Below are 26,258 nucleotides of genomic sequence, written 5' to 3'. Positions count from 1 at the left end.
AACGCGTTTAAAACCACCTATGAATAGCCTTTCAACTATTTCCCATCCACACACGTTATAAAATTGCTTAATAGCAAAAATTAAGTAAAGTAATTTTACCAAATTTTTACTTTTTTTCAAGTATTTTGTAAGTCTTGATAAACAAAAAAATATTTATAAACTTACTTTGTTTCGAACAATTCTTGATAAATTTGATCATATTTTTCTACAGGAACAAAACGAATTTGTTTTTTTACTTCTTCTGGAATATCAACCAGATTTTTTTCGTTGTGTTTTGGAATATAAATGGTTTTAATTCCTTTTTTATATGCTCCTAAAGATTTTTCTTTTAAACCACCAATTTCAAGAACTTTTCCTCTTAAAGTAATTTCTCCTGTCATAGCCACTTTTGAACTAACACGTTTTTTTGTAAGTGCAGAAATTATTGCAGTTGCAAAAGTAATACCTGCTGAAGGTCCATCTTTTGGTACTGCTCCTTCTGGAACGTGGATGTGAATTTGGTTATTATCAAAGTCAAAATCTATTCCGAATTTATCAGCATTTGATCTAACATAAGTTAATGCGATTTGTGCAGATTCTTGCATTACATCTTTTAAACGACCAGTTAATTTAATATCACCTTTTCCTGGAACACAAGTTACTTCAATTTGTAAAGTAGAACCACCAACTGAAGTATAAGCAAGTCCAGTAACTGAACCTATATGTGAAGTATTTTCTTTTTCTTCTTGAGTATATTTAATTCTTCCTAATAGCTTTAAAACTTGTTCTTCATCAACTAGAAAGTCTTCATTTTCTTCTATTTTTTTATCTAAAAGAAGCATAATTATTTTTCTTGCTAGTTTTTCAAAAACTCTTTTAAGTTGTCTTACACCAGATTCTAAAGTATAGTGTCTTATAATGAATTCTATTGTTTTATTGTTGATTTTAAAGTGTCTTTTATCTAATAAATTTTCAGAAATTACTTGTGGTAATAAATGGTGTTTTGCAATTTCGATTTTTTCTAAAAATGTATATGAACTTAGTTCAAGAATTTCTACACGGTCTATTAAAGCTTCTGGAATATCGTTTATGTAGTTAGCAGTAGCTACAAACATAACTTGAGAAAGATCATATTCCATTTCTAAATAGTGATCTTGGAAATATTTGTTTTGTTCAGGATCGAGAACCTCAAGCATAGCAGAAGCTGGATCTCCTTTAAAGTCTGAACTCATTTTGTCTATTTCATCAAGTAAAATTAATGGATTAGAAACTCCGGCTTTTTTAATAGCTTGAATAATTTTACCTGGCAATGCTCCTACATAAGTTCTTCTGTGTCCACGAATTTCTGACTCATCTCTTAAACCACCAAGAGAAATTTTGACAAATTTTTTACCAATAGCTTCTGCTATAGATTTTGCTATTGAAGTTTTTCCTGTACCTGGAGGACCTACAAGAGTTAAAATTGGCATATTAGAATAATTATTTAGCTCTTGTGTTTTTTTGCTAGAAAAAAGATTGGAATCTATAGCAAAATTGTTCTCAATGAAGGATAAGTTGTTTGAATCTTTGTCTTTTTCAAATTTTTGTTTTCTGTTGATTAAGGTTGCTAGATACTCAATAATTCTATCTTTTACTTCATTTAAACCATAGTGTTTTTTAGATAATGCTGTTTTTGCATCTTCTAAATTCAAGTGATCTAGTGATACTTGTCTTCAAGGTAAAGCCATTATTGTATCAATGTAAGTTTTAGAAATATTTGACTCTGGAGAAGTTGTCATCATTCCTTTGATTCTTCTTGATTCATTTATAAGTGTAGAAATTACTTCTTTTGGAAACTTAGCTTTTGCTTTATCTGTTTTTAAGATTTGTAAAAGTTGATTATCATATTGTTGATCATCACCTAACTTTTGACGTATAGTTTTTATTTTTTCTCTTAATATAAACTCTGTTTGTTGTTTATCAAGATTTGATTTCATTAGAGTATCAATATCTTTATCAATATCTCTAAATAATCTTCTATATCTTCTATACTTCATAATTAGTTTCATTTTGTCAATGTAATTATTTAGTTCAAAGATATTATAGCTTTCTAAAAAAGTAAAAGATTCATCACTTGCAGCACCTATTATAGCATTTATTAAAATCTGATTTGGTGTTTGCAATTCTTCATCTATTAACTTTTGAACTTCAAAATCTGAAGAAACTTTATTAGAAAATAAACTAAGTCTCACTTTTAAACGTTCATCTTTTAAAAAGTTTAAAAATTTTGTTATTTGTGATACTTCTAAAGCTTCTGGTGAAATTGTTTCTTTAGTAGGTTTAACTACAGCATCAACAAAATGAATACCTTCTGTATCTTTTTCAAGACTAATAACATTTACTTTTTCTAATACCTCAAACTCTAATTTTGTAGAAACAGCTTTTTCTTTATTATTTTCTTCTACTAAATAGCTAACATTGTCGTTAACTACTTTTACTAATGATGCATATTTTAATATATCATCAATAGAACTAATAACCGATGGTTGTGCTGGTGTAGTATAAACAATTACTAACTTTGTTCCTTTTAGTGTTCCATCTGGTGATTCTCTTCTTATTGATTCTAAAATCTCTAGAGTTTTTGGGTTCGATATAAGTTTGGAATGAATAAAAGGTAAACCATTTTCTTGTGGAAAATTTGCAGTTGCATCAGAAATTCTTGGAAAGAAAATTTTATTTTCTTCCACTATAAATTTGAATTTTTGATTTGTTGTTTTTTTAGCTTTAGTTGTCATTTTGTTCCTTTTTGAAGTTTTTTGCATTAATGTTTATAATTTTACCAAAAAATAGCACTAAACACTAAAAAGTGCCAAAATTTGTTAATATTTGAAGTTTTTTTTCAGTTTTGAGTGATTTTTTACTATTACAGTGTACATTCCAAAAAACAAAATTGAAGTAACTGTAAAGTTTACCAAGTTAAAAGGAAAATATAAAACAAATGCTCAAAGAAAATAATTTAGAGACAAAGAAAAAGTTTTTAATACTTTATCTGTGTTTCATTTTTTTGCTAAATCAATAGGTGAAATGTTATTTGTTAATTTATATAATTTAAAAAATACAGGAGTAAAAAATAAAGCATTTAAAATTGTTAGTAATAATGAAGTAACAATAGTAGAACATAGCAAATTTAGAAACAAATTTTTATATAATTTTTTCTTAGAATTTGAACATTGACTTTCCGTAGAAATGCTTTGTTTTCCTTCGTTTTTGAAGATAAATTTATTTAATAATAAAAAAAGAAAAATAAAAATGGCGCTAGAAAAAAGTAAGATAAAATTACCAAAATAATCAATATCTAAGCTTGCTGAAGGAACAATAAAAGGACCTAAAACAAACCTTATTACGAGAACGGCTACACCACATAAAGTATTTGCAATTACAAAAATCGGAAGAATAAATAAAGTCGATAAATCGACTTTAAGACCTATACTACTAACTACTGGTCAAGTAAAAAATTTTTGGTGCGATAACACAAAGAAAATAAGAGAAAGTGCTAAAAACACACCGGAAACTGTTATATTAAAAACAGTGGATTTGTGAAATCTAGAAGATCATTTCATTTTTGATTTTATTTTGTGCCAAAAATTCTATCTCCTGCATCTCCTAAACCTGGAACAATGTATTTTTTCTCATTTAAGTGAGAATCAACTGCAGCTACGTAGATATTAACATCTGGGTGTTTTGCTTCTACTGCTTTTATTCCTTCTGGAGCTGCTACTAAATTAACTAAAGTAATATCAGTAAATCCTTCTTGTTTAACAAAGTCAATTGCTTTAATAGTTGAATTTCCTGTTGCTAACATAGGATCTAAAATGAAGATTTTTGAAGACTTTTCTACTGTTGGAAGTTTAAAATAATAGCTTTTAATTTCAAAAGTAGTTTCTTCTCTATAAAGTCCTATATGTCCAACGTGTGCTGTTGGTACTAAGGATAAAATTCCTTGTAACATTCCAAGTCCAGCTCTTAAAATAGGAACTAAAACAATTTTTTCATCTAATTGTTGTCCGTGGTGAATGCTGTTTGTTGGAGTTTTAACATGTAATGGTTTTGTTTTGTAATCTCTTAAAATTTCATAAACCATTAATGAAGAAATTTCTTCTAATAACATTCTAAAAATGTGATGTGGTGTGTTTTGATCACGCATTTTTGTTAATTTAGTTTCAATAATTGGATGAGTTAGAATTTTTAACATTTTTTTAATTTTTCCTTTTCTTTTAGTATAAATTTTCTGATTTTTTGCAAATTTTTTGAATTATAAAAGAAAATTAAAAAAATCCTAATAAATTATTTTTTCTTTTTCTGAAGTAAGTGAAAATATTGTTAAAGATGAAGAAGTACCAAATCTAGTAGCTCCTAATTTATAGTAATTTTCTAAATCGGAAATAGATTTTATTCCGCCTGCTGCCTTAATCTGAACTTTGTCACCTACTACTTCTTTAATAAGTTCAATATCATCTGCAGTGGCTCCTCTATAGGAAAAACCTGTTGAAGTTTTTACAAAGTCAGCTTTTGCAATCATAACCAATTCAGCTGCTTTTTTTATTTCTTCTTTAGTTAAAAGTGCTGTTTCAATAATTACTTTTAAAACTTTATTTCCAATAGCTTTTTTAACTTGTTGAATTTCATTTAAAACATAGTCATAAACTTTTTCTTTAAATTTTCCTACATTTATAACCACATCGATTTCAGTAGCTCCGTGCTCAACTGCTAATTTTGCTTCAAAAACCTTTGTTTGTGTATTGCAAGCTCCTAAAGGAAAGCCAACTACTGAAATTATGTCTAAATCAGAATTTGCAAGTTTTTCTTTAGCTAATTTTACTCAACTAGAATTTATACAAACACCTCTAAATCCATATTCCTTAGCTTGAGAAATAAGTTTTATTATGTCTTTAGAAGTAGCTTCTGGTTTTAATAAAGTGTGGTCAATCATTTTTTTATAATCAATCATTATCCAAGTCTTTCTAAAATGAGTTTTTGTTTTTTTGGTTTTTGTCTAATAACATAAGCTTTTTGTAATTCATCTTTAAGTTGTTCATCAATAGGATTAGATGAATAAAGAACAAAAAGTACTTCATTTTTCTTTACAAAATCATTATTTTGTTTTTTAAGTTCTATTCCTGCTTCATAGTCTAAAGCTTGTTCTTTAAATTGACGTCCAGCACCTAATAAAACAGCAACTTGACCAAAGATTAGAGCTGATGTTGTTTCTAGAAAACCTTCTTGTTCTGCTTTAATTTCTAACTTGTATTTTGGCTGTCAGAATTTAGTTGATTTTAAAAGATTTACGTCACCGCCTTGATTTTGAACTAACTCATAAAATTTTTCAAGAGCTTTTTTGCTTCTTAAAACTTCATAAACTTTTTCTCTTGCTTCTTTTTCAGTAAGCTTTTTATTAACAAGCATCATCAATTCTACACAAGATAAAACACTAATTTCTTCCAAGTCTTTTGGACCTTCTAAATTCAAGGTTTTTATAGCTTCAAGTACTTCATTTTTATTTCCAATCATCTTACCTAATGGCGAAGACATATTTGTTATATGAATGTGTACATTTTTCTTAAATTTTCTTCCTACCTCTATTAATTCTGTTGCTAATGCTCTTGCACTTTTTAAATCTTTCGTAAAAGCGCCGTTTCCACATTTAACATCTATTAATATGGCGTCTGCTCCTGTTGCAATTTTTTTTGACATTATAGATGAAGCTATTAGTTGAATTGAATCAACAGTTCCTGTAACATCACGAAGAGCATAAATTTGTTTATCAGCTGGTACTAAGTTTTTGCTTTGACCAATAATACTTAAATGTGTTTTTTGAATCTGATTAATAAATTGTTTGTCAGATAAAACTGTATTAAATCCTGGAATAGATTCTAATTTGTCAATTGTTCCACCTGTGTGACCTAGACCTTTTCCACTCATTTTTGCTACATTAATATTTAAGGCTGCTAGAATTGGACCAATAATTAAAGTTACTTTATCACCAACTCCACCAGTTGAGTGTTTATCAACTTTTGGTCCTTTTATACTTGATAAGTCAAGTACTTCTCCAGATTCTACAAACGATTTTGTTAAAAAATAAGTTTCTTTTTTATCTAAGCCATTCAAGAGAATAGACATCAAAAAAGAAGACATTTGATAATCTTTTATTTGACCAGAAATGTAGGAATTTATAGCAAAATCAAACTCTTGTTGGCTGATTTTTTTGTTATGTACTTTTTTATTTATTATTTCTAAAATATTCACGATTTTACTTTATTTCTAAAGCTATTTCCATCATTTTTGTAAATCCATTTTGTCTTTCTAATGGATTTAATTCTTCTTTAGTGATTAAATTATCTGAAATTGTTAATAAACTAGCTGCTTGTTTTTTTAATAATTTTGCAACAACAAAAAGTGCAAAAGATTCCATTTCAACAGCAGAAGCTTCTGTAAGTTTAATTGTAGTTTCAAGTGGTCTTTGTGAATAAAAAGCGTCAGTTGAATGTACTCTTTCTAAAGAAACATTAACTCCTTTTTTGTTAGCAATTGATAGTAAATCAGCAACTAAATCTTTATTAGATTGAATTACATGTTTTTTCTTACCTAACATTAATTTAGCAAAAGAACAAGTATCAGAAATTGCTTCTTCTGCAATTAAAATATCATGTACTTTTAAATCTTCTCTATAACTTCCTGCAGAACCAATTCTTATTATTTTCTCAACATCATAAAATTTAAATAATTCATAAGCATAGATTCCAATTGAACCTGTACCCATTCCTGAAGCTGCTACAGTAATTTGTTTTTCTTTATAAAAACCTGTGTAAATGAATACATTTCTCACTGATGAAACTAATTCAGCATCTTCTAAATAATTTTCAGCTATAAATTTTGCTCTTAATGGATCTCCTGGCATTAAAACTATTTTAGCTATTTTTTCTTTTTCAGCACTTATATGTGGTGTCATATCTTCCTTCATTGTTTTTATGTTTAAAATTTAATTTATTAATATTAAAAATTAATAATTTTATATATTAGCACAAATTCAAAAAAAATTATTAAGAAACAGCTCTAGAATTATAACTTTGTTATTTTCATTCAGAATTTTGTTGCTGTTTAACACGAAAACAAAATGATTTTTCTCAGAAAAATAAAAATAAAAGAAGAAAAAAGAAGTACCAAATGTAAAAAATACTAAAAAACTTTGTGTTTGTTGAAAAATACAAGTAAGTTAAATATGAACTTATTAAAACCCAGATTATTAATAAAAAATACCATCATATTTTTATTTCTTTTAAAAATTTTGCTTTACAAAAATCTTTATGAAATCTTCTATCAGCTAAAAATGAATTTTTTATTCCTAATTTAAACCGTCAAAAGAAGAAAAAAGGAAGAAAATTGAAGCAAATAGTAACTAAAGTTAAAGAAAGTTTAAATATTAAATTCGTAATATTTTTTTGCGATAATCCAAAGTAAAAGTACATCGATTCTACTAAGGAAGCAATTAGAAATAAGATTGAAATAATAAAAAACAATTGGTGAAAAATTTTCTTCATTTTTATAGCTTTTTATAATTCAGCATTTTCTGGATTTTCTTCTTTTTCTTGAACTTTATCTTCAATTTCTTCTTCTCTTTTATCTTCAGGTGATTCTTCTTTTTCTTCTTGAGTATCTTCTAGTGTTGTTGAATTTATTGGTAATTCTTCTGAAGAATTAGATGGTGATTCTGAAACTAATGAATCTATTGAAAGTTCTTCATTTTCCTTGCTATTTTCATTATTTTCTTGAATTTGTTTCTCTAATTCTTCTTTTTCTTGTAATTTGAAAACAGCTTCTATAATCATTTGTTGTTTATAATCAAAATCTAAATTTTTATTGATATTTAAAGTATCACCATTTTTAAGGGTGTAAATTTCAAATTCTTGATCTTCAGGGTTTTCTTTTACAGTAGAAAGAATTTGTTGAGTTTCTTCATAAAGCAGATTTAAACGTTGTTGTTTTTGTTCATATTCAAGGTTTAATTGTTGAATATAAGCTTCATTTTGTTGAATTACTTGTTGTACTATTTCAGCAGGGGTATCTGCGTTAAAGCTAATAATTTGACCATTTGAAAGTTGGTAATCCACTGTTTCGTTTTTTCTAGCATTTGCGTTGTTAAATAAAGATAAAACTGCTTGATATGCACTTTCATTTATTAAAATTTCAAACTTTTTAGTTGCTTCTTCAGTGAAAATTTGATAAGGATTTTTTTGTGAATACTGAACTAAATTAGCAGATGAACGTAATTTATCAATTGTATCAATGTGCCCTTTTCACTTTGTATCCAAAGCAGATAAAATAATGTGTCTTTCTTCAGCAAAATAATTATCTGATAAATTTTGTTTTAATTGATATTGAATAGTTTCAAAATATATTTTGTTTAAAGCTTTTTCAAGAACTTCTTTTAAATCTTCGTAATGATATTTTTCTAAATTTAACTCTGCAAAATCATAATGTGTTATTCTTGATAAGTTATCATTTAAAAAAGCTACTAAATTAGTATAATTTACTTCTTTATTGGATTTAATTATAAAATCATAGCCCAAAATTAAATCAACGGTTCTAGAAATCATTCTTTGAATATAATGATCAAAATTTGTTGATTCTAGAAGAATATCTCTTTGTGTATAAATTAAATCTCTTTCTTGTCTAATAACATCATCGTAACTTAAAACTGACTTACGAGTATCGAAATTAAATCCTTCAATTTTCTTCTGTGCACGAAGCAAAATGCTATGAATTGTCTTTCCTTTTATAGCTTCATCACCTTGTTCACTATAAGCATTTTGAATGTGCTGAAAATTAGAAAATCTTTGTAATAAAGGATCTTCAATTGAAATAAAAAATCTTGAATAACCAATATCTCCTTGACGCCCAGAACGCCCTCTTAATTGATTGTCAATTCTTCTAGCTTCTGCTTTATCTGTTCCTAAAATATACAATCCGCCGAGTTCTAAAACTCCTTCACCAAGTTTAATATCTGTTCCACGTCCTGCCATATTAGTAGCTATTGTAATAGCCCCTTTTTGACCAGCTTGTGAAATAATTTCGGCTTCTTGTTCATTTTGCTTAGCGTTTAAAACTGTATGATATAAATTTTCTTTATCTAACAAGGCAGAAAGTGTTTCAGATTCATTAACTTGTGAAGTACCAACTAAAATGGGTTGTCCTGTTGCATGAATTTTTTTAATTTCATTAATAATTGCTTTATTTTTAGCTCTTAATGAAGCAAAAATCAAGTCTGTATCATCTTTTCTTCTAATTGGTTTGTTTGTAGGAATTACATTTACACGCATATTGTAAACATCAATAAATTCTTGCTCTTCAGTTTTAGCAGTTCCTGTCATACCACAAAGCTTTTTAAACAATCTAAAAAAGTTTTGATAAGTAATAGTAGCTAATGTTTGTGTTTCAGGCTCAATTTCTAAATTTTCTTTAGCCTGTAGCGCTTGTTGAAGCCCTTCAGAATAAGATCTTCCTTGCATCACACGACCTGTAAATGGATCAACTAACTCAATTTTTCCATCTCTAACAATGTATTCAACATCACGCTTCATAACTTTGCAAGCACGTAAAGCATTTTGTACTCTATGAACTAGTTCTGAATTGTCAATTTCGTATAAATTTCTTACCTTAAAAAACTTATTTGCTTTGTCAATTCCTTGATCGTTTAGTTTAATTCCTTTAGTTTCTAAATCAATGTAAAAATCTTCGTCTTTTAAAGTATTTACAAACTGATTTGCAGCTAAATAAATTGAAGAATTATGATTTTGTCCACCTGAAATAATTAATGGAGTTTTTGCTTCATCAATCAAAATTGAATCAATCTCATCGATTAAGCAAAAATTAAGGCTTCTTTGCACTTTTTCTTCTTTTGAGAAGACCATATTATCTCTTAGATAATCAAAACCTAGTTCTGAGTGAACAGAATAAGTAATATCAGCTGAATACATTAATCTTTTGGTTTCGTTATCTAAACCTACTTTATTAATACCAACTGAAAGACCTAAAAAATTATAAACTTGACCTGTTTCATGGGCATCACGTTCTGTTAAATATTCATTAACTGTAGAAACAATAACTCCTTCACCTGCTAATGCATTTAAGTAAACAGGTGCAATTGAAGCAATAGTTTTTCCTTCACCTGTCTTCATTTCAGCTACAGATCCAAAGTCTAAAATTAAACCACCTAAGATTTGTACATCATAAGGTTTTTTACCCAAAACTCTTTTTGTAGCTTCTCTGGCTACAGCAAAAGCTTCTACTCTAATGTCAGCTAAAGTCTCACCTGCAGATAAACGTTTTTTGAATTCGTATGTTTGATTCATCAATTCGCTATCTGACATATTAGAATATTTGCCAGTTAAATCATTAATTTTTTTTAATAATCTTTGAGCGAATCTCATTTCTGAAGAAGTGGAAAAAAACTTTTGTATTGCTTTCATAAAATTCCTGTAGTTAATGAAAATATCTTATTAAATGTATGAAATATATATAAATATTGTTTTATAAAGTTATTTAATTATAAATTAATAAATTAAAAACAAAAATTATAAACCTAGAATAACAAATCACAAATTAAAGGTTTTAAAAGTTTTGTTCAAAAATATTGAAAATAAAAAAATTATGTTGATGTAAAAGTTAAAAAAATAATAAAAATTAAACAAGTCAAAAATGTTGCAATTCCACTTAATATATGTATTTAATTTTTATTTATAAACATATGCAAAATAAAAATTTTTTAAAGTTTTTGAATAAATAAATTACATTTTTATAAATATTTTACACAACAAATTTGTAAGCAACTAATGATGCTTTAAAAATAAAAGCAATAATATTATTTAAAATTATTTTTATTAACGAGTACAAAAAATGATTTAATTTTAGTTTATTTTTCTTTTAAAATGTGGAATAAAGATGTGTCAAATGAATATTTTTTTAATTTTATAAATTAAGAAATTTGGGAAATTACAAAATAATTTTGAAACAATAAAAAAAGATATATAATGACTAAAAATACATTTAATTAAAAACTTATAAAATAAAAACAAAAAAGAGGGATATATTTAATAAAAATGATATAAAAATTTATTAATTTTCATCTTTATTTTGTTTTTTTAATTATTTTAAGTAAAAAATTAATTTTAGAAAGAACTTTAAAATGAGAAGGAAAGTAAAAATTTTATTGCTTGGTTTGTGTATAACATTAAATGTTTCTTTATTTGGTTGATTTACTTACAAAATGATATACAAATATAAAAGTTATTCACAAACAGAACAAGTAAATTTTTTTGATAAGAATCTTAAAAAGATTGAAAAAAATTTTTCTACTTATCAATCAAAATATTTTATGAATTCTTACTGAGTATCACAAGATACTCTTCTAAGTACTGATGAATTAGGACGTAATCCAAATAATCCTGTTTGACCCAAGAATCAAGTTCCTAGAGATTTTGAACTCAAAAAGCAAATGGAAAAAAATAGAACAATATTTAACAATTTTATGGATAAAATTGATAAAAATAATAATATTTTAAAATCAATGAAAGATTTCGAAGAATTAGATTCTGAAATTTTAGTTCCAGTATTTAAAAAATATTTTAGTAAATTTTTTCCTTCTGAAACTACTGAACAGATTTTGGAAAAATACAATATTTATTATTCTATTAAAAATTACAACCCGACTTTGCAATACATTAATAAAAATCAAATGGGCTGATGAGTTTTTGATGGTTTAATATCTAAAAAACTATACTTTATTGATCCTGATTATTTTATTCGTTATCACAATGATTCTTTACCTTATTTTGGGGCTCAAATTAGTATAGTTGCCTTTATAAAAGAAGAAGAAATACATTTTTCTGAAACTACAAAACCTGAAACTATAGTGAGGGAAATATACTCTAATTTTTGATTATTATAATTACAAATCATAAATTATTGTATTGATAAAAAACAATTATTTTTTAAGTAATATAATTTACAAAATTTAAAACTTTTTTTATAAGAAAATTTTTTATAAATAGTGGGTTAGTATTTAAAAAACTGATTTTAATTATAAAAAAATGCAATTTTGAAATTAAAAAAAATATTAATGTACTATTTGTAAAATAATAAATTTAAAACAATAAGCATAAAAAGATTAATTTTTATAAAAAAATAAAGAAAATATCAAGATTTAAAATTACTAACTCAAATACTTTTATAATTTTTATAAATAAAATCAAGTACAATATTTGAAAATTCAGTAAAAGACATTGGAGCAATTACTTATACAATGAAAAGGAATTCATAATAGAATTTTAATATGACAATAAAATTGAAAAAAACTCTTTGAATTATTTTTTTACTTTTTCCTATTGCTTCTTTTTTGATATCTTGTAATAAAACTAATAGTACTAGTTTTATCAAAAAAACAGATGAGAACAAAAATAATAAAAATTCTTCAAATAATCTAAACTCTCAGCATTCAACTATAGAAAATACAAATACTTCTTCAAATACTGAAAATAATTTAGAAAACAACTTTTCTAAAGATTTACAAAAGTTTAAAAATAAAGAAACAATTGAAGAAAAAATTAAATTATTTGATTCACTTTTTTTAGGTGACTATACAAGATTATGAAATCCTTATTTACAAAAGTTTAAAATTAAATTTTATTGACTGTCTTATTATAGTAATTATATTTTTGAAAAAGGACAAATATCACCAGAAGAAAAAGAGTTTTTAAAAAATGAAGAAGAAAAACAAACAATTTTGGCTCCGCGAAGTGATTATGATAACATAATAAAAATTAAAGATTTACAGGATGTAAACAAATTAGATAAATCCAGAATACTTCCTACTTTAAATAAATATATTACTGATAGTTTTCCTAATGAAAAAATAAAGGATGTTATATTAAAAAATAATATTTATATTTTGAAATTTTATAATCAACTTGACTTAACTGAACCTAAATTTGATTATTTTACTTCATTTTATTCAGTATTACCATTTTTTAAATCTGTAGACAATTTAAAGAAACTTTACATAATAGACTGAATCAAAAATAATGGAAATATAGTAATGCTTGTGGAAAACAATTCTATAGGTCATGTGGGTGAAAACATTGTAATATTTGCCATACCAAAAGATCAAAATATTAGTTTATTTCCTTCTTATGATATAGCTGATATTGTTAAAGATATTAGTAAATAAAAGATAAAAATCCTTCAAAAAAGAAGGATTTTTAAATTTTCAACATAGTAATTTTCTTTTAAAAATTTAGTTAAGTTTTAAAATAATGAGCCAAAAAATTAAACTTTTATTATTAATAGTTTTTATGATATAATACAAAAATTAAAATTTAAATTATAGAAAAAATATAAGATAGGAAGGTAAAATGAAAAAATTAAAGAAATTTCTAAAATTATTCATAACTGCTGGAATTTTTGTTTCACCAGTTTTTTATTTATTCGCTAGTTCAACTAGCATAATCAAGCAATTTAAAAACAATAACGAAGAGTTTGCATCATTAAATTTTTCAAGTGAAAAATTTGCAATTAATAACTGAAATTTTTCAGTTAAAAATACAATAGATGAAGATTTAAAACAATATATAAATGAAGCAAATAAATCTATTGAATTAAAAATTTATTTAGATATTTATAGAGAAACGGGAAATTTGGAACAAAGAATTAATACTCTTGTAAATAAAATCAAATATGAATTTAAAAATAGCAATATAAATTGAAAAGTTGAAACAAGTAAAATGTTACCAATAGCTTGATTTTATTTCGATAATGTTGAACAAGCTTCAAATTTTGTCAAAACAATTGACAAACTAGATTATGTTTCAAGAATTGTTTTTTATAAGAAAAATGCTATGGTATCAAATTGATATCCTCAATACATAGGTTCTGAATTAAACTGCGATTTATATCCTGGTAAGTGTGTTGAAACAGGAGAATTACATTCCGTAAGCGCATTATTGAGGGGTAATTATAATTCTGAAACTAAAGTTGAAACTACTGATAAAACAATAAAAAAAGAAGAATATTTTGAAAGAACACAAATAGATAATCAATCTATTTTTACAGATATAAACTTTACTAAAAAGAAACAACAAGAAGTTGAAAATAATTCTAAAATATCTAATGTAGGAGTTTTAGAATATTATTATGGTACTATTAATAATTTTCATACTTTTTTCAAGAAACCTAAAATTTTTGATACATCAAAAGAGTTATCAATAGATGATCATGGCTTATTAGTATCTAGTATAATTGGAGGAAATAAAGGAATAGGTAAAAAAGCGCAAGTTTTTTACTCATATTTTACTTCTAAAAATTCTACTTGACAAAGATCTCTAGAATGGTTAGTTTTAGATAATAACGTTAGAATAATAAATCATAGTTATGGTTCGGCTGAGAGTTATCCAATAGATTATAATGATAAATCATTTTTTATTGATTATATAGCGAGAAGATATGGCGTTGTTAATGTGTTTTCATCAGGAAATGGTTATGACAAAACTGAAGGACAATGAATTGATGAAAGAAAATTATCTAGTAATTCTATAGTAGTTGGAGCTACTGAACCTAGAGAAAATAGAAATAAACCTATACAAATAACACCTTTTTCAAATAGAACTTTACATCCAAAATTTCCAAATCTTCCAAAACCATTAGTTGTAGCTCCTGGTGAAATTAAATTTCAAGGAGGAGCCAAAAGAGGAACTAGCTATTCTGCACCAATAGTAACCGCCTCACTTGCAAATTTATTAAAACTATTCCCTAATTTAGATAATGATGAATTTAGAGTTCCTATCTCAATGGTTATTTTAGCTGCATCTTCTCAACTACCAAAAAACTATAATTTATCAAATTTAAATTCTAATGGTTTTGATCACACTTATGGGGCTGGTTTAATAGATTTCGAAAAAATGGTAGAAGCTGCTAAAAATGTTCAAACATTTTCTATTTCTGAAAAAAATGTAAATAAAGATTTATTTAATATTAATAATATTTGATTAAATAAAAATGATGAAATAAATGTTTCTATTGCTTGATTATTTAATGCTGGTATTTTAAAGAGATCTGAACCTGAATTTACAGATGAAGATATTAATTTTTTACTTGATTCTAAAAAATCGACAAAGTCTGATTCAACTGATAAAAAAATAGAATTATTAGAATTAAAAAAGAAAAAATGAAGAAGTACTCATATCGATAATACCAGATTAACACAAAGTGCTACACTTAAGAAACAAAATGATAATTGATTTTCTGATTTAGATATGTATTTAGAAAAATGAGAAAACGGAAGTTGAAAAGAAGTTAAAAAGTCTGTTGCTACAAAAACTAATGTTGAATTAATAAAATTTAAAATTACTCAACCTGGAACTTACAGAATTCGTATCAGACAATACTCAAGTGTTTTATTTGAAAATTCAGTAAAAGATATTGGAGCAATTACTTATACAATAAAAAGGGGTTAAATCTAAATAATGGTTAAAATTAGAAAATTTAATAAAATAATATTTTTTTCTTTAACTTTAATAGCTTCTACTTTTGCTTTAATTTCCTGTAGCAATAATGTTTCTAATAATGAAAATAAAAACAAAGATATGTTGGATAATAAAATAGAAATTCTTAAAAATAAAGAAAATTTGGAGAAAAAGATCGATTATTTTTCTGATAATTTTTTAGACATTCGAAGTGAACAATGAAATCAATATTTACAGATTTTTAATTCCAAAACTTACTGACTTTCAAATTATAGTAATAAAATCTTTGATCGTGGCTATCTTACTCCTGAAGAAATTAATTTATTGAAGCGAGAAGAAGAAAAGAATTCAAGTTTAAAAATTCCTTTTTCTTATAATGAAGTTATGGTTGTCAAAAATTCTCAAGATATAAAAAAATTAGACAAATCAAAAGTGATACCTACATTAAATAAATATATTTCAGATACTTTTAGACAAAAGACAATGGAAGAAGTTTTTTCTAATTATGATATATACATATTAAAATCTTATTACAAAGGTTTTTCTTTTTCTACATATGATCATGGCGTTGGATGAAGATTGGAACCATTTTTTAAATTTATAAAAAAGACAAAAAAATTATATATTATTGATACAGAGTGAAATAATGGTAAACACTCTAGAGATGTAAAAGATTTTGTAGGTCACGAAGGACAAATTATAACTATTTTTTCCATACCAAAAGATCAAAATATTACTTTATTTCCTTCTTATGATATAGCTGATATTGTTAAAGATATAAGTAAATAAAAGATAAAAATCCTTCAAAAATGAAGGATTTTTTTAATTTTTAACATAGTAATTTTCTTTTGAAAATTTAGTTAAGTTTTAAAATAATGAGTCAAAAAATTTAACATTTATTATTAATAGTTTTTATGATATACTAAAGCAATTAAAATTATAGAAAAAATATAAAATAGGAAGCGAAAATGAAAAAATTAAAGAAATTTCTAAAATTGTTCATAACTGCTGGAATTTTTGTTTCACTAGTTTTTTATTTATTCACTAGTTCCACTAGCATAATCAAGTAATTAAAAAATACTAATATAAATTGAAAAATTGAAACAAGTAAAACGATACCAATAGATAAAATTTAAAATTACTCAACCTGGAACTTACAGAATTCATATTAGACAATACTCAAGTGTTTTATTTAAAAATTCAGTGAAAAATATTGGTACAATTACTTATATAATAAAAGGAGTTAAATCCAAATAATGGTTAAAATTAGGAAATTTAATAAAATAATATTTTTTTCTTTAACTTTAATAGCTTCTACTTTTTCTTTAATTTCTTGTAATAATAATGTTTCTAATAATGAAAATAAAAACAAAGATATATTGGATAATAAAATAGAAATTCTTAAAAATAAAGCAAATTTAGATGACAAAATTTATTATTTTGATAAAAATTTATTACACTTTGGCATCGAAGACTGAACTCCTTATTTAAAAATGTTTAATTTGAAGACTTATTGAATTTCTGATTATACCGATAAAATTTTTGATCGTGGTTATCTTACTTTAGAAGAAATGAATTTTGTGATGCAAGAAGAAGAAAAAAAATCAAATTTAAAAATCCCTTTTTCTTATAACAAAGTCGTATTTGTAAAAAATTCTCAAGACATAAAAAATTTGGAAAAGTCTAAAATTTTACCTGCATTCAATAAATATATTTCAGACACTTTCGGACAACAGAATATAGACGAAGTACTCTCAAATAATGAAATATACATATTAAAATATTATACAAAAATAGTTTTTGAAGAAAGTAGATTTGATCCTGGCTACACAGATTTAAGATTAACACCATTTTTTGGTTTAATAAATAAAACAAAAAAATGGTATATTATTGATTCAGAAGTAAAAAATGGCAAACACATTGGAAGAGAGGATAATGATGCTATTGGACGCGAAGGACATACCATTTTAATATTTTCCATACCAAAAGATAAAAATATTACTTTATTTTCTTCTTATGATATAGTAGATATTTTAGAAGACATAACTAAATAAAAGATAAAAAATCCTTCAAAAATGAAGGATTTTTTAATTAATAAATTAATAATGTTTATTAAATATACTTTTAAAAAAGATTTAAAAAATTATAATGTTATCAGATCAAATAGATTTCTTAAAATATGTGCATAAAATAAAGAGGTACAAATGAAAAATAAAACAATAAAGTGGGATGAATATTTTTTAGCATTAGCAAAAATAAGCGCAAAAAGAAGCAAAGATCCTAACACTCAAGTTGGAGCTTGCATAGTAAGTAAACAAAATAGAGTTTTAGGGCTTGGCTATAATGGTATGCCAAAAGGTAATGATATTGATTTTCCTTGATCTAAAGATTCTAATAAAGCTAGCGAAGTAAAATATTCATATGTAATTCATGCAGAAATAAATGCTATTTTAAATTCCATTTTACCCTTAAATACAGTAGAAGATGCAAAACTTTATGTTTCTTTATTTCCTTGTTCAAATTGTGCAACAGTTATTGCACAAACAGGTATAACTACAATTTATTTTGATGATGATAAGTACCATCATACTGAAGATTCAGCCATATCAAGATTTATTTTTGAGAAAAGTAAAATTAAAACAATTAAACTCAAAAAATTTAATGTAAATATAGAAAATTAAAGGAAATTTTTATTGCTTTGAGGTGGTACCCTTTTCTGGAAAAAAATTTTTGAGTGTTTTAATTAATTATAATTCGAAATGAATGTTTCCCTAAATTTAATAGGAGACATTCATTTTATTTTGTCTTTAATTCGTTTGTGATTGTAATAATAAATATAATTTGCAATTGCTTTGTGAAGTTGTTTAAAAGTTAAAAATTCTTTTTCGTGACCATAAAACATTCTCTTTTTAATGTTACAAAAAACGATTCAATAACGCTATTATCTAAACAATTTCCTTTTCGAGACATGGACTGAATTATTCCTTTTTGTTTTAATTTTTCTGAAAATTGTCTATGTTGATACTGTCAACCTTGATCACTGTGAAAAATCAAACCTTCAAGATTTTTGTGTTTGGAAAAAGCTTTTTGAAGCATTTTTCTAATTTGTTGGTTGTTAGCACTTGTAGACAAATCTCAAGCAATAACTTCACCATTAAACATATCTAAAATTGGTGATAAATATGCTTTTCCAAATGAACCGCTAAATTCAGTTACATCTGTAGTTCATTTTTGATTTGGTTGAGTTGCGACAAAATTTCTATTTAAAATATTGTCTGCAATTTTGCCTACAGTTCCTTTGTAAGATTTGTATTTTCATCAGAACAAATTGCTTTGAGATTGAATTTTTCCATTAATCTGCGAACTTTTTTAAGTCCAATTTTATAGCCTCTATTATTAAGTTCGGCTTTTATTCTTCTTTTTCCATATCTTGCTTTATTTTCTTTAAAAATAAGCTTCATTTGACTTATAATTTCTTCATTTTTCTTGTCAAAATCTTCTTTTTTGAGTTGATAATAAAAAGTAGATATAGGAATAGAAAACTCTTTTAATACTTGAGTTAAGCGAAGGTTTTTGTCAGCTTTTACTCTATTATAAATTTTTTTTATTCTTTCTTGCTTTGGTTGATTTGAGTCAAAGATCTCTACCAAGGCTTTTCACTTTTTTAGTACTTCATTTTCCTTTTTTAAAAGTTTATTTTCTTTTTCAAAGTTTTTTTCTCTTTTTTTAAAATGCTTGAGTTCTTCTTTGAGAAGTTTGAGTTCTTCATATACAGATGTTAGAGAATTAGATTGATCTTTACTATTTAAATTTTTTGAAACTCTTGAACGTTTATCATTAAGAATTTTAGATTTCATTATTGGTCTTCCTTTGTTTAATTCTAAACCACTAATTCCCGATTCTAAATATTTTTTCGTTCAAAAAGATATTTGACTTGGATTAAGATTATTTTCAAGTGAAATTTTAATCGTTGGTTCACCAGCTAAAAATCTTTTAACTATGTTTAATCTTTGATCTATAGTCCATTCTTTATTTCGTGGATTTTTCTTAAGACCTTCAACTCCTAATTTGTCATAAATTTTTTCTCAAAAATTTACTTGATTTAAAAAATTTTTCTGACTTGTATTAGCAAAATCGGGCTTTTTAATTTCAATTCCTTTTTTGTATTTTTTTACACATTCTAATTTAAATTCTAATGAATATTTCATAAAAAATCCCCTTCTCTATTTTTCTAAGAAAAGGTGATCTGCTCATCTTTTTTTCTTGTTTTTTTTTGGGAAAATTATAAAATGCAATTAACAAAAGGAAAAAAATATGTTTAATCAATTTAATATTGAAACTACTCATGTACAATGGAATGACAATAGCGAAAAAGTATTTTTGAAAATAATAAGTTCAGAAAAATGAAGAAAAAATAAACTTGGGAATTCAGACGAAGTAGAGAAAAATAAAATATTTTGTTACCACATTTTGAATGATGGAATTAAATATTATTTTTCAGAAAGTCCAGAAAATAAAAAATTAGGAACTTACACTTCTTCAGATTTTACAACCAACAAAGCAAAATGGTTAGGGAACTATATCATTCTAACTAAGGAAAGAAAAATTTATATTGGAAAAGGTAAATTTATTGAAAGAATTAAAGAACATATTAAAAATAAACTCTGAGGAAATATAATACAAGAAGTTTTTATTTTGACATTAGATCAGACAAAAGGAACACATAATGAAAAATGGTTTGAATTTGTTGAAAAAATATTAATAAGTAAATTTACAAAAGATGAAAAATACAATAAAAAAGAAGGTAACAAAACTAATTTAGTTGTTGAAGTGCAAAACAGTTTAGAAGATTTTGTTAAACAAAGTGAGTTGATGTTTAAAACTTTCAATCTTTACCCATTTAAATCAAAAAATAATTATGAAATAAAAGTTATAAATTCAAAAGATGAAGAAATAGATATAAAATCTGATAATATACAAACACAAGTAGCAACAATACATAATAAAGTTAATAATATTACTAATAATAGAGAAGAAAATAGAGAATATAAACTTGAAAATAATAATAAAACATTAAAATTTCCTCCACCATCTGGAATAAAACAACCTTTAGTAGCACAATTTTTAGATAATCACACTGATTTATATTTAACATTTACTTATCCTGGTTCTGATAAGCAAATATTTTTATTAGTTCATGATTCTAATAATATAACTATTGAAAAAGGTTCCTATACTTGAAGTGTTTACGACAATCCAAAAACTGAAAAACAATGAACTATAAATTTCAGAACAGAATTCAATATACCTCTTGAACAAACTCAACTAACTAAAAGTATAAAAATAAAAGGTAGAAGCTTTGAAACAGTGTTAAAGGGTTTGACTTGTTATGCATACTTTTGAGAAAATTCTTTTTATACTAACACAAAAAATACAGATGGTAAATCACTTTACGATTTACTTAAGGATGATTTCAACAAAGATAACGAGCTGTATTCTTTAATACGAGTACCTAAAAAGGTATAAAAAAATGAATTTTGGAATTTTTTAAATTAAATCAAGGTATTACTTTAACTCGTAGTTCTGGAAATCAAATTGAAATTTTTATAAAAGAATTTAAAAGTAAAAATGACAATACAATAATTGTTAAAAAGGGGAGTTATATTAAACCTCTTAGTATCCATATTAGTGATAAATATTTACACCGGGTTAGAGAAGACGTTTTTAAAAGAGCTAAAATATTAGAGAAATATGAAATAAATTCTGAAAAACCTCAAGAACTACAAGAAGATGTGGAAATTGTTAATTGTTCTGTTAATAAAATTGTAATGTCATTTTTATTAGATTATAACGGTAATGGTGTTTTAAAAATAAAAAACGATAACAAAACTTTAGAAGATCGATTTAAGGCTGATGAAAAATAAATTTTGTTATCAAAAAACCACTCATAAATTTGAGTGGTTTTTGATTTTTCTTGTTTTTTTCTTGTTTTTTTGGTTTAATTTAAAATTATGTTCAATCAACTTTATATTAAGGAAGTTATTACCCAATTTGATGAAAAAACAACAACAAGAAAATATTTTTAAAAATAACAAGTTTTGAAAAATGAGAGGGTCAACATAAAGAAAATGAAGTGAATAAACGTAAAATTGTTTGCTATCATATTTTAGGTGATGCCATTAACCACTACTTTATAGAAGAAACAAAAAATGTTCATTATGATGCTGGACATTTTAAGGATGATAATACAAAAGACGGTGCTTTTTGGCGGGGAAATTACTTAATTAAAACCAAAGATAAAAAAGTTTATATTGGAACAGGTAGATATATTGAAAGAATTAAAAGTCATATTAAAGAAAAAGAATGAGGGAGAAATATAGAAGAAATTTTTATTTGGACTTTAGACCAGGAAGAGTCAATTCCTGATGCAGACTGATTTAAATTTGTAGAAAAAGATTTAATTGAAAGATGTCAGAGCAAAAAATGGGGACTAAATAAAATAGATGGTGTAACAACTCATTTAGCAAAAAATTTTCAAAATAGTTTAATAGAATTTATTAAAAAAACTCAATTAATTTTTAAAGCTTTTAATCTTTTCCCTTTTGAAGTACCAAAACTGACTTCCTTGTCACAAGATAAAAAAGATGAAGAAAAAACTACAACTGAAAAGACTATTGAAACACAAAATAACTATATAAATGAAGACAAAAACACTCATAATGAACAACAAAAACCAACTACATACAAAATTGTTTCTAGCTCTGTTCAAGGAAATATAAAACAACTTGATTCTGTAACCCGGAGACAAACTAATGAAGAAAAAAGAAGAAAAGAAGATTGATTCACTCAGTACCTTCAAGACAATCCTAATATTATTTTAGTATGCCATAAGGGGAGTCCAATTATTCAAATTATTAACTATATCAATAAAGATGATTTTAAAGCTATAGTCAAAAAAGATTCACTTATATGAGATATAAATAAAAGAGATTTATTTGAGAAAACAAGAAGTAACATACAAGAAAAAAGAAACAAATTTTCTAAAGAATATAACGTAAATTTGTCTACAGGTAAATTAGAAAAAGATGTTTATATAAAAAACAAAAGTCTTAATTACATTATAGAAGTTTTTTATGGTCAGATGTTTACAAAATATGAGTTAAAAACTCTTGAAGGAATTAGCCTAAACAAGCTTTATGAAAAACATTTAGAAAAAAATCAAAATATCAAAGAAAAAGAAGAAAAAACTATAACTGAAAATTCTATTGAAACACAAAATGAGATGATTTTTTCTTTTCCTTTCAAAAAACCCGACAATACTTATACAAAAATAAAAGATTGAATTTTTGAATTTTTTAAATTAAATCAAGGTATTACTTTAACTTATATAAGCAAAAGACGTCAAATTGAAATTTTAATAAAAGAATTTAAAAATAATGATGACAACACAATAATTGTTAAAAAAGGAAGTTATATTAAACCTCTTAATGTCAATACTGAAAATTATAAAAAATTACACCGGATTAGAGTAGACGTTTTTGAAGCAGCTAAAATATTAGAGAAATATGAAATAAATTCTGAAAAACATCAAGAACTACAAGAAGATGTGGAAATTATTGATTGCTCTGTTAATAAAATTTTAAGTGCGTTTTCTGGTAAAAAGCCCGGCAATGATGAGATAAAAATAAAAAACGATAATAAAACTTTAAGAGATTATTTTGAAGGAAAATAAAGTAATAAATTTTGTAATCAAAAACCACTCATAAATTTGAGTGGTTTTTGTTTTTTCTTGCATTTTGAGCAGATCCCCTTTTATATTTTTCTAAGAAAAGGGAATCTGCCCAAAGAATTGAATGATTAAGTAAATTTAGAAATCATTATTTTTCAGAAAGAAAATTAATTGGAGTTAAAAAATTAAATTATGATGTTCCTTTTCCAAAATATGTTAATCTAAGAACTTTAGTTGCTAGTTTTCTTGGTCGATCAGAAAAAATATATTTAAAATTAAAAGTTAAAGACAGTGATATAAAACTTGCAGATTTTTTAACTTATTGGGTTTCGAAAAAATTTGGAACTCAAATATCAATCGATATAAATGCTTTATCTGAAACTTCTTTTGAACATTTAGAAGATAAAATTTCTAGATCCAAAAAACATACTTTTGAAACTAAAACAATTGATATAAATGATTTATCTAAACCTAATTTCGAACATTTAGAAGATACAATTTCTAGATCTAAAAAACATACTTTTGAAACTAAAAAACGAAAATTAAGTAACTCAAATAAATTAGATTTATTTTTAGAAGAAAATAAAAATATTTACTTATTTTACAGAAAAAATTCTTTAAAAATTGCAGTTGAAATTGAAAACGGAATAATAATTGTAAAAGCTGGTTCATATGTCTTTCCATTAAAACCATATTGTTCAGACATTATCAAATCAAATTGTTTAGAATACAATTTAGTAAGTCACACAGAAATAAAATCTGATATTAGTTTTCCAAAAAATAAGTCTTTATATGAAGTTTTTGGCGCCTTTTTTGGTTATGGAGCTAATATATATAAACTTCTCAGAAATAAATCTGGTTATACATTAGAAGAAATACTTCAACAACGATGAAAACAAAGAGAAAAATAAACAAAAATCCTTCAAAAATGAAGGATTTTTGTTTATTTACTATATATTTATTTTAACAAAGATAATTTTATTTGTTCTCTATATAAATCTCTAATATCTGAAATAGAAACTAATTTACCATCTCTTTTTACATATAAATAATCAAAAGCATTTACTCTAACTTTTCTGTTCATCATTTTGGCAGTTATTTCGTGTATTGAGTTAGTTTCATTTTTATATGTTAGATAACCTTTATTATTTGTAAGAATAGCATGTTCACCATTTTTATGATAAAAAGTTTCACCTGTTGTTAAATAACCTGATTGAATAATTTCTGATAAAGAAACTTTTAAGGGTTTAATGTCAAAAACTGCGTTTTCTACATCACCTAAATCTTCTTTTACATTGTCTACTCTGATTTGACCATATTTAATATAAGTAGGATCTAATTCTATCGTTGTAAAATCTCTCCCTGTTTTTTTGGCTACAGCTGCTGTTGTCATTGTGCCTCCAAAAGGATCTAAAATTAAATCACCTTTCTTAGTAAATAAAGTTATTATTCGATATAGCAAAGCTTCTGGTTTTTGAGTATTGTGAAGTTTACGATTATTGCTATCTTTTAATCTTTCATTACCTGAGCATACTGAAAACTGTCAAATGGAACCCATTTGTTTTCCATTGTTTAGGAATTTTCCTGTTTTGTAATTAAAAGTAAATTTAGATTTTTTAGATTTTGAAGCTCATATGAGTGTTTCGTGAGAATTGTTTAATCTAGTGCCTCCAAAGTTTGGGGTTGGATTAGTTTTTTGTCAAATTATGTCGTTGATAACTCAAAAACCTAATTCTCTTAAAATATTTCCTATTTCATAAATAGATTGCATACCTGAAATAATACAAATAGAACCATTTTTCTTTAATACTCTGCGCACTTGTGTTAGTCAAGCTTTTGTTCATTTTTTGTATTCTTCCATTGAATCGAATTTATCTCATTCATCATCACAACCATCAAACTCACTACCTTCTACTCTATAAAGTTTTTTACCTTCTTCAAGTTGTAAAAAGTAAGGAGGATCAGCAAAACAAAAATCAAAAGTTTCATCTTTTATAGTTGCTAAAACTTTTAATGAATCTCCTTGTAAAATTTTATTTTTTATTTCTGAATTGTCCATTTTTTCCTTCTTTTTTCTTTGTTGTTTGCAAAGATTCTCTTTCTTTTTTTGCTTTAGACAAGTTATCACCATCACTAAATATTTCTTGCCTTAATTGTTTATAAATTAAATCTTCTGAAATAAGTTTATTTCAATTTTTATTCCCTAGTTTTACAAGTGCTTTTAAAACTTCTGGATTTTTACCGAAATTTAAATCTATAATTTCATTTTGGATTTTATTTTTTTTGTAATCTGTTATTGAATCTATTAACTCATTTCAAGAATTATTACCATTTTTTAATATACTGAAAAATTCTGAACCATAAAATAAATATAATTCTACATTTTCGATATTTAATTTTTGAATTTCTTCTCGATAATATTTTTGATTTTTGTCAAAATTTTCATCTACAAACCACATAATTGCTTTAATAAGTTTATTTGGATTTTGTTTTTTTATCAAAGAAATTTTACTTTTAAATTTTTTAAATTCTCCTCATTTTTTTGCACTGTCATGATCATCTCTGACCTTCATTTCAACCATATATAAAATATTAGAATTCGAATTATTTTTAAAAAATTGATCTGTTTTTAAAACTTGATTTTGTTCATTTTTTCCTAAATTTTTATTTATATTTTCATATCCCATTTTTTCTAGATATTTACTGACAATATCTTCTAAAATATTACCAAATCTAATTTCTCGACTTTGAGTAATATTTTGTATCAATTTATTTTTTAGTTTTGAAAGCCTGAACACACCAAAATATCTTTCTGGTTCTTTTATTATTTTCTTTAATAATTCAAGATAAAACTCTTCATCTTGACTCATATATTTGTCTATAATTTTAAATATTTCTTCTTTTGAAACTATCATTATTCTCCTTTTTATGCTTGAATTATAATATTAAATAACTTACAAAATAAAATATTTTTAAAAATTTATTAATATCAATTTAAGCTT

At 24.8% G+C, this 26,258-nt stretch carries 19 protein-coding genes, 1 pseudogene and 1 other annotated feature; of the genes and pseudogenes, 10 read left to right on the top strand and 10 right to left on the bottom strand.

Annotation, left to right across the window (positions count from 1 at the left end):
* Positions 1–161: 161 nt before the first annotated feature.
* The 7 genes from lon to secA form a co-directional block, all read right to left on the bottom strand.
* Positions 162–2,753: an endopeptidase La gene (gene lon / locus HF996_RS00830; RefSeq protein WP_168910211.1), complete on the bottom strand. Its 2,592-nt coding sequence runs from the start codon at positions 2,751–2,753 to the stop codon at positions 162–164.
* Between the two features lie 84 nt (positions 2,754–2,837).
* Positions 2,838–3,578 (bottom strand): MPN527 family putative ECF transporter permease subunit, encoded by a 741-nt coding sequence (locus HF996_RS00825; RefSeq protein ID WP_168910210.1) that lies wholly within the window; start codon positions 3,576–3,578, stop codon positions 2,838–2,840.
* Between the two features lie 8 nt (positions 3,579–3,586).
* Positions 3,587–4,210, bottom strand: coding sequence for a uracil phosphoribosyltransferase (upp, locus tag HF996_RS00820; RefSeq protein ID WP_168910209.1), 624 nt, complete (start codon positions 4,208–4,210; stop codon positions 3,587–3,589).
* An 84-nt stretch (positions 4,211–4,294) separates the two neighbouring features.
* The gene (gene deoC, locus HF996_RS00815; RefSeq protein WP_442929191.1) at positions 4,295–4,969 is read right to left on the bottom strand and encodes a deoxyribose-phosphate aldolase; all 675 of its coding nucleotides are present in this window, start codon (positions 4,967–4,969) and stop codon (positions 4,295–4,297) included.
* Complete coding sequence (locus tag HF996_RS00810) at positions 4,966–6,261, bottom strand: thymidine phosphorylase (RefSeq protein ID WP_168910207.1); 1,296 nt, start codon at positions 6,259–6,261, stop codon at positions 4,966–4,968. The genes deoC and HF996_RS00810 overlap by 4 nt, the downstream gene beginning before the upstream one ends.
* Positions 6,262–6,265: 4 nt before the next feature.
* Entirely contained in the window at positions 6,266–6,964 is a 699-nt protein-coding gene (deoD, locus tag HF996_RS00805; protein ID WP_168910206.1) for a purine-nucleoside phosphorylase, read from the bottom strand.
* Positions 6,965–7,565: 601 nt separating this feature from the next.
* A complete protein-coding gene (gene secA, locus HF996_RS00795) occupies positions 7,566–10,481 on the bottom strand; it encodes a preprotein translocase subunit SecA (RefSeq protein ID WP_168910204.1) in 2,916 nt (971 codons plus the stop codon).
* Between the two features lie 716 nt (positions 10,482–11,197).
* Between secA and HF996_RS00790 the strand changes: the two genes are divergently transcribed.
* From HF996_RS00790 to HF996_RS00755, 6 genes are all read left to right on the top strand, one after another.
* Complete coding sequence (locus tag HF996_RS00790) at positions 11,198–11,959, top strand: hypothetical protein (protein ID WP_168910203.1); 762 nt, start codon at positions 11,198–11,200, stop codon at positions 11,957–11,959.
* Positions 11,960–12,343: 384 nt separating this feature from the next.
* On the top strand, positions 12,344–13,237 hold the full coding sequence (locus tag HF996_RS00785) for a hypothetical protein (protein WP_168910202.1): 894 nt from the start codon (positions 12,344–12,346) through the stop codon (positions 13,235–13,237).
* Between the two features lie 184 nt (positions 13,238–13,421).
* On the top strand, positions 13,422–15,518 hold the full coding sequence (locus tag HF996_RS00780) for a S8 family serine peptidase (protein WP_168910201.1): 2,097 nt from the start codon (positions 13,422–13,424) through the stop codon (positions 15,516–15,518).
* Positions 15,519–15,527: 9 nt separating this feature from the next.
* Positions 15,528–16,316: a hypothetical protein gene (locus HF996_RS04040; RefSeq protein ID WP_254427729.1), complete on the top strand. Its 789-nt coding sequence runs from the start codon at positions 15,528–15,530 to the stop codon at positions 16,314–16,316.
* A gap of 467 nt (positions 16,317–16,783) precedes the next feature.
* Complete coding sequence (locus tag HF996_RS04035; protein ID WP_254427728.1) at positions 16,784–17,581, top strand: hypothetical protein; 798 nt, start codon at positions 16,784–16,786, stop codon at positions 17,579–17,581.
* Between the two features lie 150 nt (positions 17,582–17,731).
* Positions 17,732–18,208 (top strand): deoxycytidylate deaminase, encoded by a 477-nt coding sequence (locus HF996_RS00755; protein ID WP_168910200.1) that lies wholly within the window; start codon positions 17,732–17,734, stop codon positions 18,206–18,208.
* A gap of 62 nt (positions 18,209–18,270) precedes the next feature.
* Here HF996_RS00755 and HF996_RS00750 read toward each other — a convergent pair.
* A pseudogene (locus HF996_RS00750) lies at positions 18,271–19,735 on the bottom strand (IS3 family transposase).
* Positions 19,119–19,205 (bottom strand) — a sequence feature (ribosomal frameshift element). (Overlaps the previous pseudogene by 87 nt.)
* Before the next feature lie 106 nt (positions 19,736–19,841).
* Between HF996_RS00750 and HF996_RS00745 the strand changes: the two are divergent.
* From HF996_RS00745 to HF996_RS00730, 4 genes are all read left to right on the top strand, one after another.
* Positions 19,842–21,053: a hypothetical protein gene (locus HF996_RS00745; protein ID WP_168910199.1), complete on the top strand. Its 1,212-nt coding sequence runs from the start codon at positions 19,842–19,844 to the stop codon at positions 21,051–21,053.
* A gap of 11 nt (positions 21,054–21,064) precedes the next feature.
* Complete coding sequence (locus HF996_RS00740) at positions 21,065–21,451, top strand: hypothetical protein (RefSeq protein WP_168910198.1); 387 nt, start codon at positions 21,065–21,067, stop codon at positions 21,449–21,451.
* 209 nt (positions 21,452–21,660) lie between these two features.
* On the top strand, positions 21,661–23,259 hold the full coding sequence (locus tag HF996_RS00735; RefSeq protein WP_168910197.1) for a hypothetical protein: 1,599 nt from the start codon (positions 21,661–21,663) through the stop codon (positions 23,257–23,259).
* Positions 23,260–23,306: 47 nt separating this feature from the next.
* Positions 23,307–24,167, top strand: coding sequence for a hypothetical protein (locus HF996_RS00730; RefSeq protein ID WP_168910196.1), 861 nt, complete (start codon positions 23,307–23,309; stop codon positions 24,165–24,167).
* A 47-nt stretch (positions 24,168–24,214) separates the two neighbouring features.
* On the opposite strand, the gene HF996_RS00725 is transcribed toward HF996_RS00730, so the two are convergent.
* Complete coding sequence (locus HF996_RS00725; protein ID WP_168910195.1) at positions 24,215–25,315, bottom strand: DNA-methyltransferase; 1,101 nt, start codon at positions 25,313–25,315, stop codon at positions 24,215–24,217.
* Complete coding sequence (locus HF996_RS00720) at positions 25,290–26,171, bottom strand: HpyAIV family type II restriction enzyme (protein ID WP_168910194.1); 882 nt, start codon at positions 26,169–26,171, stop codon at positions 25,290–25,292. Before HF996_RS00720 ends, HF996_RS00725 begins: the two co-directional genes overlap by 26 nt.
* Positions 26,172–26,258 lie beyond the last annotated feature (87 nt).

Origin of the sequence: Mycoplasma sp. 1654_15, from assembly GCF_012516495.1 — a bacterium.
GTDB lineage: Bacteria > Bacillota_I > Bacilli_A > Mycoplasmatales > Metamycoplasmataceae > Mesomycoplasma.
Note: the sequence above shows the minus strand (reverse complement) of the source record. Positions and strands in the feature narration are given on the sequence as shown.